Origin of the sequence: Bartonella sp. ML70XJBT, assembly GCF_028618425.1 — a bacterium.
GTDB lineage: Bacteria > Pseudomonadota > Alphaproteobacteria > Rhizobiales > Rhizobiaceae > Bartonella.
Genome location: NZ_JAQISX010000003.1, coordinates 133793 through 150777, shown reverse-complemented (window position 1 = coordinate 150777; position 16985 = coordinate 133793). Strand labels below are relative to the sequence as shown.

Genomic DNA, 16985 nt, shown 5'->3' with positions numbered 1-16985 from the left:
TAACCTTTTGCTGATGGTTCCTTTTTAATGAAAAAAAATAAGGCCAAAATGCATAATATTTTTTTAAAGTTTATGACAGAAATTGCTAAGGTTTATGGTGTCTTAATCGCACATACTCCATTTATTTTGAAGAAAACTTCATGATAAAAAGCGTCAAGAAAATTGTCTACACCTCTCTTCCCTTTCCCTTTTATAAAAACGATGAAGCCCAATAATACAAACAGTTATAGAAGCATTTCTCTATTTAACGCTCCATATTTGATGATCATAACACAATCTCATTTCTCGCGTTTTCATAAGATTATCCTTGTTATCTTCGTTTAAAAAGGCTTAGACTAAGATAATCATAATTACATAAACACAAATAGAAAAAAGGGAGTAAATTATGTTAAATAAACGGAAATTTTATATCAATGGTCTATGGGATAATCCAAGTACGCCCCACGATTTTGACGTCATTAATCCATCAACAGAAGAAGCTTGTGCTATCATTAGCCTTGGAAGCACAAAAGATGCCGATAAAGCAATTAATGCAGCAAAAGAAGCGTTTCCAAAATGGAAAACAACTTCACCAAGCGAACGTCTTGGATTCGTTGAAAAAATTTTAGAGATTTACGAAAAACGTTCCAAAGACATGGCTAAAACCATTTCAATGGAAATGGGAGCACCGATTGATATGGCGTTTAATGCGCAAACTGCAGCCGGCGGTTCCCATATTCGCGATTTTATCGAAGCTTATAAAGAGTTTTCGTTCCAAGAAACTTTAATAAAGGGAAATGAACACGCAATCCTTCACTACGATCCTATAGGCGTCGTAGGATTAATTACGCCATGGAATTGGCCCATGAATCAAGTAACTCTTAAAGTTATCCCTGCTCTGTTGGCGGGCTGTACCATGGTGTTAAAACCCTCTGAAATTGCGCCTCTTTCTGCTATGCTTTTTGCTGATTTTTTAGATGAAGCCGCACTTCCTGCCGGTGTTTTTAATTTAATCAATGGTGATGGTGCAACTGTCGGTTCTTACCTTTCAGCACATCCAGATCTAGAAATGATCAGCTTTACTGGTTCAACCAGAGCAGGAAAAGATATTTCTAAAAATGCCAGTGCTACTTTAAAAAGAGTCTGTCTGGAACTTGGAGGAAAAGGTGCAAATATCATCTTTGCTGATGCCGACTCAGATGCTATTGAGCGTGGTGTAAGACATTGCTTTTATAATAGTGGACAAAGTTGTAATGCACCGACTCGCATGCTTGTGGAACAAAACATCTATGACAAAGCCATAACAATAGCCAAAGATATTGCAGAAACGACAAAAGTAGGACCAAACTGGCAAGCAGGTAATCATATTGGACCTGTCGTTTCCAAAAAACAATATGATAAAATTCAAGATCTTATCCAATCGGGAATTGATGAAGGGGCAACTCTTGTTGCAGGTGGAACTGGTTTACCTGGAGGGATGGAACACGGTTATTATGTCCGTCCAACAGTCTTTGCTGATGTAAAACCTCATATGCGTATTTTCAAAGAAGAGATCTTTGGTCCAGTTCTCTCGATTCTTACCTTTAGTACAGAAGAAGAAGCCATCGCTTTAGCAAATGACACTGAATATGGTCTTACAAACTATATTCAATCACAAGATCGCAACAAATGTCGTCGTATTGCGGCACAAGTACGATCCGGTATGGTGGAAGTTAATGGACATGGATTACCTGATGGAAGCTATTTTGGAGGTGTGAAATTCTCTGGGCGCGCCCGTGAAGGGGGACATTGGGGAATTAAAGAATTTCTCGATAGCAAAGCAATTTCATACTGGTAAAAATCTTATTAAAGACTTAATAGGAATCGTATGGTCATACAGAAAATAACGGATGAAGGTGCTCTTGGGCAACGTCTTGATCAGTGGCTTGCAAAACAATATCATAATATGCTCTCACGTTCACGTTTGCAAACCCTCATCCGTGAAGGCTGTCTTAAAATTGATGGTCAATTCATAAAGGAACCAAAAACAAAATTAAAACCTAACCAAATCATCGAATTGACAATGCCTGTTCTGCGTGATGCAGAACCTAGCGGTGAAGCCATTGTATTGGACATTCTCTTTGAAGATGATCATGTCATTGTTATTAATAAACCAGCCGGTCTTGTTGTTCATCCTGGCAATGGTAATTGGACTGGTACGTTGGTTAATGCCCTTATTCACCACTGTGGAAATAGTTTATCTGGTATCGGTGGTATTAAACGTCCTGGCATTGTCCATCGCCTTGATAAAAATACAAGCGGTGTTATGGTTGTTGCAAAAAATGATCTGGCTCACAAAAGTCTCAGTGTTCAATTTTCTGATCATGGACGGACCTGTGCATTAGATCGACGCTATCATGCCTTGATTTGGGGGATACCTTACCGCAACATCTGTACAATTGATGCGTCACTTGGCCGTTCGCCCCATAACCGAACAAAACAAACTGTCGTCCATAACCAAAATCCTCATGCTCGTCATGCTGTTACACATTTTTCACTGCTTGAAAAATATGCTAGTCACGCAGACTCGACTCCTTTTGCTAGTCTTCTGGAATGTCGTCTGGAAACCGGACGTACCCATCAAATTCGTGTTCATATGGCGCATATCGGACATCCACTCGTAGGTGATACAGTTTATGGGAATGCTTTTAAAACAAAATCAAACACTCTTAATCCCACTCTTAAAAATGCAATCGATCAATTCAACCGACAAGCACTCCATGCCGCAAATCTTACTTTTGAACATCCTTCTACCGGTAAAGTTATGTCGTTTTCTGCACCAATACCTCAAGATATGGCTAAACTTATTAAGCACTTTAAAAAAATGAATTGAAACTTTTCTCCATCTCAAGATTTCACAATAAAATATCTTTTTTTGAACAAAATTGAAAAATATGCTAGAGTGAAGTTAGAAGGATAGTTGGCTATCTTAAACATGGAATTTGCCTTATTAGGGAATTCAGATAAAAGGAGGGTGCTATATGGCCCATATGAATTTATTATCAGTAATCACAGGTGATGGCGGATTAAACCGTTACTTAGAGGAAGTACGTCGTTTTCCAATGCTTGAGCCAAAAGAGGAATATATGCTCGCTCAACGTTATCGTGAGCATAATGATTTAAAAGCTGCACATAGGTTGGTTACCAGTCATTTGCGTCTCGTCGCTAAGATTGCGATGGGATATCGCGGTTATGGACTGCCCATTGGAGAAGTCATTTCAGAAGGCAATATTGGACTCATGCAGGCTGTTAAGCGTTTTGAACCAGAGCGTGGTTTTCGTCTGGCGACCTATGCAATCTGGTGGATTAAAGCATCAATCCAGGAGTATGTATTGCGATCTTGGAGTTTGGTGAAAATGGGGACAACAGCCAATCAAAAGCGTTTGTTTTTCAACCTTCGTAAGTTAAAAAATAAACTTCAAGCACTTGATGGTGGCGATCTTAATACAGAGCAAGTAAAAGAAATTGCAACCCAGTTGAATGTCACAGAAGATGAAGTTGTATCGATGAATCGCCGACTTGGTGGTGATACTTCACTCAATGCGTCCCTTCGTACAAAAGAAGGAGAAAACAGCGAGTTGCAAGATTGGTTGGTGGATGAGTCTAACAATCAAGAACAAATTTTAATTGAAAAAAGTGAATTGGAAAATCGTCGTTCCATGCTTAGCAGTGCTATAGAAAATCTCAATGAACGTGAAAAACGCATATTCAAAGCACGTCGTTTAAACGATATACCATTAACTCTAGAAGAACTTTCCGGTGAATTTAACATTAGTCGAGAACGAGTACGACAGATTGAAATGCGTGCATTTGAAAAAGTGCAAAACTCTATCAGAGATTCTGCTTTATCTCAAAGTCCAGTATAAGACTTTAAAATTAGGTATAAAGCCAATGGCTTGCACATTCTTAAATTGGGAATGAAAAAGGTATCTATTGGCTTTGTGCTTTTAAATGAATCTCTCAAACTCTTTAGGTTATTGATGCGTGCGCTTTAGTGAGTACGTTTAAGTACGAATAAAAATGGATAGTAAGAAACAATCTTTTATCTCATTTGCATCTATGTTTTATTCTTTTGGCCGAGAACTGTTAGTTTATCTTGTTGTGAAAGCCATTTTCCAATAACTTCATTAAAAATGAACTCACCTGTGGGGCCTTTTGAAAAGGTTAATTCATTTATGCGTCCGTTTTTATCCGTTAACACCAACCGCATCCAATTTAATTTTCGCATCAATTGTAAATTTCGATCGAGAAATGGATGATTTCTACTCAATGCAACAAGAAAAAAATCATCGTTAATCTTTGCAGAAATAGTTCTTGTTAAAGCCTGTCCAATGGATTGTTCACTTGCTTTAAAAGTTAATGCTTGAACATTGCTTATAGCTTTTCCTGAAAATTTATCAGAAAGAATAAAAATAAGGTCCATAATATATGCAGCAGGAAATGACCGATCGGTATTACGACGTAAAATTAACCGTAATGATAGCCCTTCATCGGGAATTGTTATATCACCTTGTATAGCCATTTCTTCTGAAGCCCCCTTTACACGAGATTCCCTTATAAGCGTCCAGCGAACGCTTCCCGTTGCTACCTTTTCTTCATCATAATTTGTACGTGCTTGATAAAAAACAGCTTCACCTGATTTTTCAAGCGATTGCAAATTGCTGGCAACAACTGTTGAGATTCCTTCTTCATCGGAAGAATCTGTCGCTTGTTTTAAACCAACATCAACTTCACTCCCATCTTCTAATAAGCGTTGTGTTAACTTTCTCTTAACCAAAAGTTTCTTCGGTACCCCGTGAGAAGCTTGAAGATTTTCTCCTAACAATTGATGATCATTTGATACAAATACACGCTCCCCAATAAAAAAAACGCCAACTGTTAAAACAACAAAACTCACAACAGAAACAGCACTTATCACAATACGCCTTTGCACCAATGATTTATTAGCACGACGTAAAGCTTGAGAAAAAATATGCGAAACAATATGCGGATTATCTTCTTGTGAAGGAGGAACCTTTAACGCATAGCGTTTAACATGCTCAGATGGCACACAAGCTTTCATATTAACAGGCTCCGCCTCTGGCATATCCGATACACAAGGATCATCAACGACTTTATTATCCTTTGAATCTGTGACAAAATCCTGCTTGCTTTTTGTATTTATCTCTGAAAATTCATTATTCTTTGGTAATATGACCTTTTTTGTATATTTTTTATCTTCATTTATATTTGTGGTATTCCACCCAATAACTGAAGCAAGCAACTTCTTTTCAACGGCTAAATATTCTTCTTCAACAGTTGTAATAGCACTTTGAAGAAGCTTTCTTTGTTCATCTGCTATTGCTTGCGGCATTTTTGCTGTTAAAAATTGATGTTCTAATGTTTCGATAGCCCGTTTATAAACCCGCTTACGTACTTGTGGTGTAACATTATTTCGCGCATTAATTGCCTTTTTTAAGATTCCAACGAAATCTACCATTTCCTCTATAATCTCTCTTAAACTGAGAAAAGAAACCCCAGCCCTAAAGCCAAAAAATTTTTTAGCCTCATAAATTAATTGTCATTTATATTGGTGCAACTATCGTAACAGTGTAAAATGAATATGAAAAATAAACAATGTTATTTTACACCATTCTCTCACGCGCTCTTAAACAAGCTCTTTGTTAAAATCCACAGAGATGAACAAAGAATCTATACAAAAACCTAAAAACAATCATCAATTTGCAAAGGGATCTGTAATAAGAATAGTATCTTCACGTTCTGGACTCGTGGATAATAAAGCTACTTTTGTATTAATCAGCTCTTCGATATAGTGTATATATTTAACAGCCTGCACTGGTAAATCTTCCCACCTTAATACATGAGCTGTTTTTTCCTTCCAACCATCTAATGTTTCATAGATAGGCCTTACACGGGCTTGAGCTCCCATGGAAGAAGGTAAATAATCAATTTTTCTACCATCAAGCTCATAACCAATACAAATTTTTATTTCATCCAAACCATCCAGAACATCAAGTTTTGTCAATGCTATACCTTGAACACCACAAATTGTTACCATCTGACGCACTAAAACTGCATCAAACCAACCACATCGACGCTTTCGACCCGTTACAACACCAAATTCATGCCCATGTTTCCTAAGAAATTCACCAATATCATTTATCTGCTCTGTCGGAAACGGCCCCTCTCCAACACGTGTAGTATAAGCTTTTGCAATACCCAAAACATAATGTATTGCTCTTGGCCCCATCCCAGATCCTGTACATGCTTGTCCAGCAACTGTATTCGATGATGTTACATAAGGATAAGTTCCAAAATCATTATCGAGTAAAGCACCTTGTGCCCCTTCAAAAAGAATGTGCTTTCCCTCCCGATAGCCCGCATCTAAAAGATGCCACGTACAATCCATAAAGGGCAGAATTTCATCTGCAACTTGCATTAATTCATCATAAAGTGCCTGAGAATCAATCTCTGCAATACCCATACCACGACGCAAAGCATTATGATGCCTCAAAAGTCGCTCAATCTTAGCCATAAGCGTGTCTTTTTCTGCTAAATCCATCACTCGGATAGCACGACGTCCCACCTTATCTTCATAAGCCGGTCCAATCCCACGCTTTGTTGTCCCAATCTTTAAACCTGATAAACCGTTTTCTCGAATTGCATCAAGATCACGATGCAAAGAAAGAATTAAGGGAGCATTTTCAGCAATCCGTAAAATTTCTGGTGTAATTTTTATCCCCTGATCACATAGTTTTTTTAATTCTGCAACAAAATGATGAGGATCAACAACGACACCATTACCAATGATTGATAACTTCCCACGAACTAAACCAGACGGTAAAAGTGATAATTTATAACTCACTCCATCAATAACCAATGTGTGGCCTGCATTATGCCCCCCCTGATATCTCACTACGATATCTGCGCGCTCAGACAACCAATCTACAATTTTACCTTTGCCTTCATCTCCCCATTGTGTACCCACAACAACTACATTGGCCATAACTTTCTCCGTCGTGTTTGGTCAAAAAAACCAGTATCCAAAAACAAATACTTCCTTATAACGAAACCTTAGAGTAAGTGCGACTCCTCATTTCAGATTTTTCCCCAATCTTCAAGGAATTAAATTTTCACATTTATGATAATAAAGATAAGCAAATACAAAAACATTCTAAATCTGTCATTTTTGTTAGAAAAAGCAAAAAATTAGAAATTTCAATTTATGCTTTCTCGCCTGACAAAGCATTCATTTTCCCTCTTAATCTTTTACAATTTATGTAAATGATTCAGAGGTCGTTCTGATACAAGAATACGAAAGATCATCATGACCTCTCGTATCCTTTTTCTGTTTCAAAATGCGTTGTGAAAATCACCTGTCTTATTTAAAGCTGTGCCTTTTCAAGTTGGAACGCCCATTCAAGCCATTGTGTTAAAATTTCAAGGTCGGAAGCCTCAATTGTTATACCCGCCCAAATTCGAATCCCAGGAGGAGCATCACGATAAGAACCGATATCATAAGCAACACCTTCCTCAGCAAGACGATTCACAACCGCTTTTATAAAAGATACTCGCTTTTCAGTATCTAAAGCCGTAATTACTGGATCCACAATATCTAAACAAATAGATGTATTAGAACGCACCTCAGGATCTTTTGCTAAATATTCTAACCATGGTGTTTTACGAACAAAGGCATCGAATACAGAAGAATTTTTCTCAACCCGTGCTCTTAATGCCGCAGCCCCTCCTAGAGACTTTGCCCACTTCAACCCATCAAGAAAATCCTCAACACAAAGCATAGAAGGCGTATTGATTATCTTTCCTTTAAAAATATCTTCGTTTAATTTTCCATTTTTTGTCATACAGAAAAGTTGAGGCATAGGCCAAACTGGAACATGGTTCTCAAGCCTCTCAACAGCACGAGGACTTAAAATGACCATACCATGTGCTGCTTCACCTCCCAAAACTTTTTGCCATGAAAAAGTAACAACATCTAATTTTGAAAAATCAAGATATTGTGCAAAAGCTGCAGATGTTGCATCACAAATGGTCAATCCTGCTCGCTCATTCGGAATGAAATCCGCATTCGGAATACGTACACCTGAAGTTGTCCCATTCCATGTAAAAACAACATCACGATCAAAATCAAGTTGTGTTAAGTCTGGTATTTCACCATATGGGGCTTCAAAACGACGCACATCAGAAAGCTTTAATTGCTCAACAACATCTTTATTCCACCCAAATCCAAAACTTTCCCACGCCGCCATATCAATGCCACGCTCACCTAATAAAGACCATAGAGACGCTTCAACAGCACCGGTATCTGAACCAGGCATAATTCCTATACGATAATCAGAAGGAACCTCAAGAATCTCACGGGTTAAATTAACAACTTCAGCCAGTTTTAATTCTGCTTCTCTTGATCTATGCGAACGCCCAACTAATGCATTTTTAAGAACATCAAAAGTCCAACCAGGTCGTTTGCTACAAGGACCTGAAGAAAAATTAGTATTATTGGGACGACTGCTTGGTTTCTGTAACATTATCATTATTTTTCCCCTTTTTATATGTTTTTCTTCCTTTATAAAGAAAAACAAATTGTTATAAAGACTAATCAAGCGTCTTTTTAGAAAAAAATCAAAAATGTTTTCTATTATTTCGTAGGCTTAAAATTCACGGAAACTTTGTAAAAAAAATCTTTCTTAATCATGCCTCTAAATTGATTCTTTTAATTTTTTTCGTATCATCACCACGATAAGATAGCATTCTGATAACAATACACTACTCTATCACAACATACCTATCAAGTTTATTTTATGATAAAGATTCATTAATAACTTTATAGAATAGGGAGATAAATTTATTAAAAAATCAATTATTTTTCTTTTGATGACTGGACAGAGAAAATTTTAATGTTATAACCGCACACGCTCTATATTTTTTATGAAGCATGCCCAGATAGCTCAGTAGGTAGAGCAGCGGACTGAAAATCCGCGTGTCCGTGGTTCGAATCCGCGTCTGGGCACCACTTTTTGTTTTATTAAGTATAATTTATTGTTTTTACTAGTATTTTTAAAGGCTGAGGAATACTAGAATAAAAGTGAGAGAATATGATTTCCCAGCGTGTCTCTTAATTATTGTGTTGTCAAGACTTCTTCTTGAGGTATGTTTATTGATTCGAACACTCAAAATTCTTTTATTTTTAACAAAATGAATTCTTAAAAAATCTTTCTAATTTCATTATAATTATTTATACTTCAACGTTAATTTGGTCCTGAAAATTTTCGATGATATGTGCTATATTAATGGAATTATCTATATCAAAGTTATCCAACGGGATAATGACTTTTTCTAAGAACTAAGAAATACAAAGCCTTCAATAAAAAATTATTAAAAGCATCAAAGAAAGCGATAATGCGTTTTTACAAAAATTTTTTAAATTTATATTAGTCCTTTTAAACATACAATATATTAATTTTCCATAATAATTTATCGTTTTGTCTGTTAAATGAAAAACCTGAATATCATAGATCTCTCATTTTAAATTTATTTATATTCAATCAATTAAAATCTCTTTCTTGCACATCGCAAGGGGAGCTAGCATGTGAATAGAAAACATTTTACGAACCATCTAAGTGCCAAGAGCTATAGCAACATTGAAACTGACAAAAATGTATGATGGTATCAACTTTCTCCTTCATAACTGAGAGATGCTGGTGTCCGAATATATGATTCGTGGATGCTTTAGCATTATAGCATTCACAAGCATCGTCACAAAATAGGTGTAACGTGTCTTGAGAAATGCCTTTTGAAAAAAAACTCGTAAATTAACAATAATAAGTAAATCATGTTTGAGCTGTTCTCTTTGCAAGTGAAGGACATAATCCTATTAAAAAACATGAGGCATAAAAGCATAAAGTAATGCGTAATTTTCAATTAAAAAGATATTGATGTGGGTCCTTTTGAAAGTCGGAAAGCCAGATTAAAAGGAAGTGATCAAACGCTTGATCATTTTGTACCTATCCCACATCCTTTTCTCTAAAAAATTTATAAACCCTCTTTCAACAAGGTAAAATTTTAAAATCAATTGGTGCAAAATTCAAAAATAATTATTCTCATTGTTTTACAAAAATATCAATATTTTTTAAAACTTATTATAAAAGTTTATTAATTAACACTTAAACATCATGTTATTTATTATATTATGATAATAATTATTTCCTCTCTAAAAAATTAAATAATCTACCATTTGAATATGGAAAATATTGAAGAATATAAATATATTCCTAAATTTATATATATACGTTTTGCTGTTTGAAAAACATAATTTATATTTTTCCAAAATACACTATGATCACTAGGATGAGTTAGTAAAATAACTTTATTTAATAAATGACTGCTTTGTTTACTAAGAAATAAGTTTGATTTATAAATAGGAGTATTAACAGTAATAGATGTTCGTTCTGCTAAAATTGTATATTCAGATGCTTTTACAACAGATAAAAAAATTAATAATATAGCACATATGGCAAATAAATATTTTATAATCATTTTTATAATTTACCTCCATTAATAAATATTCATAATGGAATTAACATAATTCTATTTTTGTGTCTATATTATATTTAATAAAAATTAAAAATTATATAATATATTCTATTTTTATAACTAAAAAAATCAGATATTTATAATATACATTAAAATACTATTAGATGTATTTTTTTAATTAATTATACTAAAAATATGTATAACTTTTGTTTAATAATCTATTAAAATGTATGTATAAAACTAAAAATAAAACATGAAAATATTCTTTTATATGAGGAACTGTTTCATATTGATCATTATTAGTTATAATAAATTATTATTTACTGGATATTCTTTTTCATTAAAATGAAAAGAAATTTATCTTATTACTATTTTTATTCTAGCTTTCCCATGCAAGGTAATGCAAAACTGTAGTTAAAATTATAACTATCCTGTCTTGGAATGAATGAGAGGGATGGTTTTTTTAATGGTAAGCGCGACAAAAGATGCAATCAGCACTTTTATAAAAGCACCAATTAACAAACCTAATGAACTTATTAAAACTGTTAGCAAAGAAGCCTGTGTCATATAAGCCACCCAAGGTATTCCAAAAGAATAGACAATTCCAATACCACCCACCATATTTATCAAAAATAATATTATAAAGTTTAACCGTTTCCAAAATAACTCAACCATAAAGCCAATAAAAAATGCTGCAAATGGAAAACTGATTAAATAACCACTGGTGACACCTGAAAACACACTGATTCCACCACGCCCTCCTGGCAATAGAGGCAATCCAATTGCAATAAGAACAAGGAAAAGAAGCGATGCTAGAGCTCCTCTTTTTGCTCCCAGTATAGATCCTGATAACATCGGAGCCATAGACTGCGCTGTAATAGGTACCCCCAGCAAAAAAGGCAGATGAATAGATGGAAAAAGACTTAAAACTGCGTAAATAGCAGCAAATAGAGCAATATAGGTTAGATCTTTTGTATTCACTAAACCATTCCTTCATTATGAAATAATCTTTAGTTATTGTTATCATTGATCTACAATAACATTCTGAGTTAAGAATACACTTTTACAGAACGATAAATGTCTCAAGATAATTCAAATATAATTAATAATATAAATTATATGATATAATAAAAAATCAAAAAATTAATGCCTTTTTGATGCAAAAATAAAATATTACATATATCAATAATATTTCCTATATTTTAAATATATCCAAAATAAAAACTACTCTTCCTTTTTATAAATGAGAGGAACAGATTTTTTAATTGCAAGTGCAACAAAGGATGCAATCAGTACTTTGAAACTATCGCCTATCAAAAAACCCGATGACGCTATTAAAGCCTTTAGTAGAGAGATTTTCGTCATATATGCTGTCCATGGAACACCAAAAGCGTAGACAACTCCTATACCACCTACAGCATTTATCACAAATAATGTTATAAGATTTAACCGTTGCCAAAAAAGTTCAACCATTAAACCAATAAAAAAAGCAGCAAATGGAAAACCTATCAGATAACCACTAGCAATTCCTGCAAAGACACTGATTCCACCACGACCACCAGGTAATAGAGGTAATCCAATCGCAACAAGGACAAGAAAAAGAAGTGACGCTAAAGCCCCCCTTTTTGCTCCAAGTATAGATCCTGCTAACATTGGTCCCATCGACTGAGCTGTAATAGGTACCCCCAGCAAAAAAGGAAGATGGATAGGTGGGAAAAGACCCAAAACAGCGTAAATAGCAGCAAATAAAGCAACATAGGCTAAGTCTTTTGTATTCATTTATTATCCTTTCATTATGAAAAGCTTTGATTATTATTAGATACTTTATCAATAGTATCAGTATCATAAGAACGCGCTTCCAATGCTTCCGCTACTTCTGAAGCCATTCTTATGGTTCGTATAATTAAAGGTATTGCAAGAGCGACAATATTCGTATTCAGTCCACGTGCTTGCTGTGCTTCACGCACTTCATTAAACTTTTCCCTCAAAAGAGGAATAAAGCGGATAGCCATAGAGATAACCATACTTACTTTTGATGGATTTATACCAAAATACCGAAATGGCTGAAGCCCTGCTTCAATTGAAGCCACCATATCTGAAACTTTTGTTGTAAATGAAATAAGTGATGATAAAGAAAAAAGAATAATAAGGCGTAATATGACCTCGACCCCTGTAAGTAGACTACTAAAAAGAGTCTGAAATGCAAAGAGAAGAACTAAAAGTAATCCTATCGATTTAAACTGCTTTATCACAGTACGAAAAGGGATCTTGGCGATTCTATAGAATAAGACTAAAAGTAATAAAAATAGCCCAAGAAGCGGTGTGGATGAAACCATTATTATAGTAGTTCCACACACCATAAGAAATAATAATTTAACCCACGGACTAAGCCTATGAATAAAGGTATCCCTTGGAATATATAAACCGATCATAACATTCTTCTTATATACTCCTTGATAGCAACAAAAGGTACATCATCAATTGCTATCTCCCCTCTCTCAAAAACAAGCACTCTATCAAATTTTTTGAGAAATTCCAAGTCATGTGATACAACAATTGCTGTTTGTGATAACTCTTCTATAACCTGTGCAACACGGAGCTTATTTCGTAAATCAAGTAATGTCGTTGGCTCATCAAAAACAATGTAGTCTGGTTTCATTGCTACTACACTGGAAATGGCAACAAGTTGTTTTTGTCCACCGCTTAATAAATGAACTGGGTGATCTCTAAAAGCTTGAAGATCATAACGCTGTAAAATTTCATCTATACGCTTTTTAATTTCATCTTTACTCAGTTTTAGATTTTTGAGACCAAAAGATAAATCTTCTTCCACTAATGGTAAAACAATTTGATTATCAGGATTTTGAAAAACAAATCCTACTTTACGCTTTACCGCCTTTGCATCACGCTTTGTATCAAGCCCATCAACGCTTACAGAACCATGAGACGGTAATTGTAACCCATTGATAAGACGAACAAATGTACTTTTTCCAGAACCATTCGCACCAATAACAGCTATTCGTCTTTCGGTAAGCTCTACAGAAATACCCCTTAAAACACACAAATCACCAAAGACTTGTGTCACCTTATCAAATTTTATAATTTCCAAGATTTATTCCAATCAATCCCTTTATATTACCTCTTTTACCGTTAACGCTTAAGTTTATAGCCTAAAAGTAAAAATAAGCACCATAGAGGAATAATAATAACTGCCAAACTCATATCAGGCATCTGTGCAGGAATATATGTTGCAAGAAAAGATATTCTTATTCCTACCATCTCCAAAAGTCGAGCCATTAATCCATTTTTCCCAAACCCACTTATAAACATTATACAAAATAATAAAGCAAGAAAGCATAAGCAAAGATAGTTCGCGTAAGGATATAAACCAAATGCATAAATAAAGTTTCCCTTTTTGTTCTTATGGAACTTTCGGAACTTCAAATGAACAATAACAATAATAGCCCAAGTAATAAGTGCAGCAGCAGTTGCAAGAGCCATAATTCGCATAAAACTATTGTCAGGAACGAAAGCATTAATAACGACGATTATTGCCGTACACAACGATGAAAAAAGAATAGCAACATAAGGAACACGAGCAGCATTCAATTTACTGAAAATATGTGGAGCATTTTTTTGTATCGCTAAACTATAAAGCATACGACCATTCGAATAAATGCCACTATTGTAAACAGAAATAGCCGCCATAATAACCACAAAATTCAAAATATGACCCGCAGCGGGAATTCCTACAGTTTCAAAAATTGTAACAAAAGGACTACCATTTTTTCCAATCATATTCCACGGGCTGATTATCATAATAACGCTGATAGAACCAATATAAAAAATTATAATTCTCCACATAACTTGACGAATAGCCGCCGGAATTGTTTTTTGTGGATTAGATGCTTCTCCAGCGGCAACACCAATAAGCTCGGTTCCTCCAAAAGAAAACATTACTACAGAAGTCGCCAAAACAACCCCTATGACTCCATACGGAAAAAAACCGCCGTTATCCCAAAGATAATGGATATTCGCTTGATTTTCCCCTATTCCAGTGACAATGAGAAAAATCCCAAAAATAATCATACCAATAACAGCAGCAACTTTGATTAAAGCACAACCAAATTCAAATTCGCCATAAAAACGAACATTAGATAAATTAACTAATGTAACAAATAAAAGTACAATGAAGGATGACTTCCAATGATCAATCAAAATCCAATGATCTAGATAAAATCCAATCACTGTAAGTTCAGTCATACTGACGAGAATATAAAGAAACCAATAATTCCAACCTGTTATAAAGCCTGCTAAACTTCCCCAATATTTATAAGCAAAAAAACTAAAAGCACCCGATGTTGGTTCTTCTACAGACATTTCACCAAGCATTCGCATAATGAAATAAATAATAATCCCCCCAAAAAGATAAGCTAGAATAGCCGAAGGACCCGCTAATTGAATTGCCTCTGTTGATCCATAAAAAAGCCCCGTTCCTATAACGCCACCCAAAGCAATCATTTGAATGTGGCGATTTTGAAGATTACGCTTTAATTCACTATTCTCATCCTTAAGCATTATCCTTCACTCCCCCTCAATATTGATTGTAATCTTTACACGGAGAGTCAATAATACCTTCGACATATTTTTTTTCAACAGAAATTATAAAACAGAACATAAATCTATTTTTTTTGTCATAATGCAACTCCTTATCTTTCTGTGCATTATGCAAATGTTCCATTAAAACGACAGGAAGAAATATGCTTCGCTCTTTATTCAAATTAATGGCTTTCATTTTTGTTACACTAACAATTATAACGTTTGTTATTGATAATGCACACTCTGTCATCACATCACACTGGACGGTAACCCCCCTTAATAAAATTCTAGTAAATCTTCTGCAAACAGATATCTATAGCCTTAAGCAATCTCTCTGTAAGACAATGCCTGACTTTTTATCCTACATTTGTATTACTCTCACTTATTTACCAGCATGGATTATCTTTGCTGCTTTAGCAATAATATTTTGTATCTTAACTTACGAAAAACAAAAACCTTTTCAAAAAATATCATATACATATAATGGAGAATACATTTAAATTTGAAAAAGGTTTCTCGAGCTCACTGTACTATACACAACCGATGCAGCCTAGAGTCCCACACTCTATCAACACAACTAAAAGCCATTTGATCATAAAAACGGGGTTAAAACGCTTTATTATAGTAAATATATATGTTCAATCATGATTTTTAATCGATAGCGACCTCATCATTTTATTTGCATAAATTCAAAGAAATTAGCAAATAAATTTAATCCTCACCTATAAGAAAACTCTGCATAGAAAAATTGAAATACATTGAAGCCTCTAGATTTTTCTGTGGCTACATTTTATACTTAAAAACCTTTCTTAAGTTTAGTACTAGAAATCATATATAAAAAGTGGGAGCATAACCCTCACGTAAAATAAAACACCATTGGGTTACGCACTCACACGCTTGTTTTAAAACAACATATCTCAATATGCCTAAGCCTATTTCATGACATCGACCATGAATGATATAATGGTAAACCCATTCAGCACCTCAATCTTTACGCCGATAGAGTAACAAGCCGACACTCTCACATACCTTGCAAACCCTAAAATGTTGCTACAGCGCTTGGTACTTGGAGTGATTCATAAGAGGTATTTTTAGCCCTTTAGTAATAGTTTTTTATCCACACAAACTCATCCCGCTTATAACGTACAAAATACACGGGTTTGACTTATTTTAAGGAAGATTTGAAATAAGAAAATCTTACAGTATTCAAGATTTTAATTTAAATTGAATAACGATAAATTATTACTAATAAATCAGTATGTTGCTTTATTGAGAAAATGGTAAAACAATAGCTTCAGTAAGGCTTTGCTCTTCTAAATCTGAAAATCGTCTCGCCAAAACATCAACTTTTTTAGAGATCTCATCTAAACTTTTCCATTGATCAGTAACTACGCAAGAAAGTTCCTCAATGAATTTTTCTTGATAAGCTAACTTCATTTCTAATTCTATCAGCCGATTTTCATCCGACATGATTCCAACTCCGTCTTAAGTAAAAAACGTGATTAATTTCATTAACTCTACCTCTTTTTTTTCTGTAAAATTTAAAAGTAGCTTTAATTAATTTTGCTCTTCTTATTTTCACATTATATAAGGTTTATGATAAATTTTAGTTTCCTGAACACTTATTCAACAAATCTCTTCTTTAGTCTCTGCTAAGATAACCTAAAATCATTTTCTTTCCTAAAAATCTAGGTCTCCAGCTTCATAATTTGAACACTATCATAAATCGGAAAGCATTTTATAGCATTATAATCATAAGAATATTGCCTCCATGACTTTTGTACAGTTCTCCTCCTTCAGTTATTATCATATCTTATAAA

Annotated in this window: 13 protein-coding genes and 1 tRNA gene; 5 read left to right on the top strand and 9 right to left on the bottom strand. The window is 34.5% G+C overall.

Features of this window, described 5'->3' with window-relative positions; genetic code table 11:
- Positions 1–385 precede the first annotated feature (385 nt).
- The 3 genes from PVV65_RS02470 (at position 386) to rpoH (ending at position 3884) form a co-directional block, all read left to right on the top strand.
- Positions 386–1816 (top strand): aldehyde dehydrogenase family protein, encoded by a 1431-nt coding sequence (locus PVV65_RS02470; RefSeq protein WP_273789081.1) that lies wholly within the window; start codon positions 386–388, stop codon positions 1814–1816.
- 30 nt (positions 1817–1846) lie between these two features.
- Positions 1847–2851 (top strand): RluA family pseudouridine synthase, encoded by a 1005-nt coding sequence (locus PVV65_RS02465; RefSeq protein WP_273789080.1) that lies wholly within the window; start codon positions 1847–1849, stop codon positions 2849–2851.
- A gap of 148 nt (positions 2852–2999) precedes the next feature.
- Entirely contained in the window at positions 3000–3884 is an 885-nt protein-coding gene (gene rpoH, locus PVV65_RS02460) for an RNA polymerase sigma factor RpoH (protein ID WP_273754873.1), read from the top strand.
- Positions 3885–4075: 191 nt separating this feature from the next.
- Here the strand turns inward: rpoH and PVV65_RS02455 are convergent, their stop codons facing one another.
- From PVV65_RS02455 to PVV65_RS02445, 3 genes are all read right to left on the bottom strand, one after another.
- Positions 4076–5497 carry a hypothetical protein gene (locus PVV65_RS02455; protein WP_273789079.1) on the bottom strand — a complete coding sequence of 474 codons (1422 nt, stop codon included), beginning with the start codon at positions 5495–5497 and terminating at the stop codon, positions 4076–4078.
- Between the two features lie 237 nt (positions 5498–5734).
- A complete protein-coding gene (locus tag PVV65_RS02450) occupies positions 5735–7024 on the bottom strand; it encodes an adenylosuccinate synthase (protein ID WP_273789078.1) in 1290 nt (429 codons plus the stop codon).
- Positions 7025–7403: 379 nt separating this feature from the next.
- Positions 7404–8567, bottom strand: coding sequence for a phosphoserine transaminase (locus PVV65_RS02445; protein ID WP_273789077.1), 1164 nt, complete (start codon positions 8565–8567; stop codon positions 7404–7406).
- A 403-nt stretch (positions 8568–8970) separates the two neighbouring features.
- Here PVV65_RS02445 and PVV65_RS02440 point away from each other — a divergent pair.
- Positions 8971–9046 (top strand) — tRNA-Phe (locus PVV65_RS02440).
- Positions 9047–10992: 1946 nt separating this feature from the next.
- Here PVV65_RS02440 and PVV65_RS02435 read toward each other — a convergent pair.
- The 5 genes from PVV65_RS02435 to PVV65_RS02415 form a co-directional block, all read right to left on the bottom strand.
- A complete protein-coding gene (locus PVV65_RS02435) occupies positions 10993–11547 on the bottom strand; it encodes a biotin transporter BioY (RefSeq protein ID WP_273789076.1) in 555 nt (184 codons plus the stop codon).
- Between the two features lie 243 nt (positions 11548–11790).
- Positions 11791–12345: a biotin transporter BioY gene (locus PVV65_RS02430; protein ID WP_273789075.1), complete on the bottom strand. Its 555-nt coding sequence runs from the start codon at positions 12343–12345 to the stop codon at positions 11791–11793.
- Between the two features lie 14 nt (positions 12346–12359).
- Positions 12360–12998 (bottom strand): energy-coupling factor transporter transmembrane protein EcfT, encoded by a 639-nt coding sequence (locus tag PVV65_RS02425; RefSeq protein WP_273789074.1) that lies wholly within the window; start codon positions 12996–12998, stop codon positions 12360–12362.
- Positions 12995–13675: an energy-coupling factor ABC transporter ATP-binding protein gene (locus PVV65_RS02420; protein ID WP_273789073.1), complete on the bottom strand. Its 681-nt coding sequence runs from the start codon at positions 13673–13675 to the stop codon at positions 12995–12997. Before PVV65_RS02420 ends, PVV65_RS02425 begins: the two co-directional genes overlap by 4 nt.
- Before the next feature lie 41 nt (positions 13676–13716).
- The gene (locus PVV65_RS02415; RefSeq protein WP_273789072.1) at positions 13717–15144 is read right to left on the bottom strand and encodes an amino acid permease; all 1428 of its coding nucleotides are present in this window, start codon (positions 15142–15144) and stop codon (positions 13717–13719) included.
- Between the two features lie 182 nt (positions 15145–15326).
- Between PVV65_RS02415 and PVV65_RS02410 the strand changes: the two genes are divergently transcribed.
- Positions 15327–15665 carry a hypothetical protein gene (locus PVV65_RS02410; RefSeq protein ID WP_273789071.1) on the top strand — a complete coding sequence of 113 codons (339 nt, stop codon included), beginning with the start codon at positions 15327–15329 and terminating at the stop codon, positions 15663–15665.
- 766 nt (positions 15666–16431) lie between these two features.
- On the opposite strand, the gene PVV65_RS02405 is transcribed toward PVV65_RS02410, so the two are convergent.
- On the bottom strand, positions 16432–16635 hold the full coding sequence (locus PVV65_RS02405) for a SlyX family protein (protein WP_273754692.1): 204 nt from the start codon (positions 16633–16635) through the stop codon (positions 16432–16434).
- Positions 16636–16985: the final 350 nt, after the last annotated feature.